Origin of the sequence: Endozoicomonas sp. ONNA2 (genome assembly GCF_024606365.1) — a bacterium.
Classification (GTDB): domain Bacteria; phylum Pseudomonadota; class Gammaproteobacteria; order Pseudomonadales; family Endozoicomonadaceae; genus Endozoicomonas.
In genome coordinates, this window is the sequence record NZ_JAHHPO010000029.1 from 1 (window position 1) to 1433 (window position 1433).

At 52.6% G+C, this 1433-nt stretch carries 1 protein-coding gene; it reads right to left on the reverse strand.

The annotated features are described in order from the left end of the window. Positions 1 to 972: lipopolysaccharide heptosyltransferase II (gene waaF / locus KDK14_RS00340; RefSeq protein ID WP_257263025.1), on the reverse strand; the 972-nt coding region annotated here is incomplete at its 3' end. Positions 973 to 1433 lie beyond the last annotated feature (461 nt).

Consider the following 1433-nt stretch of genomic DNA (forward strand, 5'->3'; position numbering starts at 1 on the left):
CAGCTTCATGCAGTTCATATGCCCGAGGGGGCACTCCCTTTTGAAGCAGGGGCTGCAATCGAGCTGCATTGACAGGGTTTCACTGTTGGTGTTCATGGGCGGCGTATGGTCGGGCGACGTTGACCCGTACACCGCCACCAGGGGGCGATTCAGCGCCGCCGCTATATGCATCAGACCTGAGTCATTACTGACCACTGCGCTGGCAAGGGAGAGCAGGTCGATGGCATCCGCCAGCGTCGTTATCCCGGCCAGGTTATGGCAGTGGTGCTGCAATGCATCCGGCAGGCCGCTTTTTATGGCAGCGGTGACCGCTTTATCTTTGGCTGAGCCAAACAGCCAAACTTGCCACCCCTGTTCAGACAGGGATCGGGCCACTTCAGTGTAGTAACCGGCTGGCCACTGCTTGGAGGGGCCAAACTCCGCTCCGGGGCACAGGGCCAGAATGGGTATATCGGTATGCAGGTCATAGCGGCGCAGGACTTTGCCGAGGGTTTTATCGTTTACCTGCAGTGCCGGAATCGGCAGGGGCTCTGGCAGTGCAGCACCCTCCGGATAGGCCAGGGCGACAAATCGCGCCACCATGAGGGGGTATTGGCTTTTATCCAGACTGCGAATGTCGTTCAGGAGCCCAAAGCGCATCTCCCCCCGCCAGCCGATACGGTGTTTGATCTTTGCCCAGAAGGGAACCAGCGCCGATTTGAACGAGTTGGGTAACGCGATGGCGTGGGTGTAGCCTGCCGCCCTCAGGCTTTTGCCCATCTGATAGCGGGCCTTGAGCCCCAGCTTGCCATGCCCCAGGGGCATATCAATACCCCGGCGAACTTCAGGCATGCGCTCAATGATCGGCAGGCTCCAGGCGGGAGCGAGTACATCGATGATGGCATCGGGGTGTTGTTGTTTCAGGGCAATGAACAGCGTTTGTGCCATTACCATGTCCCCCACCCATGAGGGACCGACGATCAGATATTTCATCCCGTCTGGCATTCCTTATAGTGAATGGGGGGAATTATAAGCGCTGTTTGGCGTATGAAAAAGTGACCGGATAATGAGCAATACTCCCATTTTTGTTTCGCACTTGAAGAAAAAAGCAGTGCTTTAATGCATGAAAAATGAACTATTTGAACTGTATTGAATAGGCTGGGCAAAGATTTGAGAAAATCAAGAACGAATATTGACTCCATTTGGTTAACTACTTACGTAAGAATACCGGGATAAAAGCAGGCTGATCTTTACATCGATGGACTGCACCAAATTTAACCAAAGTCCCTGAAAGTACTTGCGCAGGGCATCATCAGTGAAGTCAGTTTTTTGCATTAAGAAGAAAACATAACCCGGGAACTTTTACATCACTGGATGGGTCGAACATGCCATGTACTTTTATGCAACATCATCGAGACCTGTTTATGATTCAGCAACCTATTCAACAGTCCATT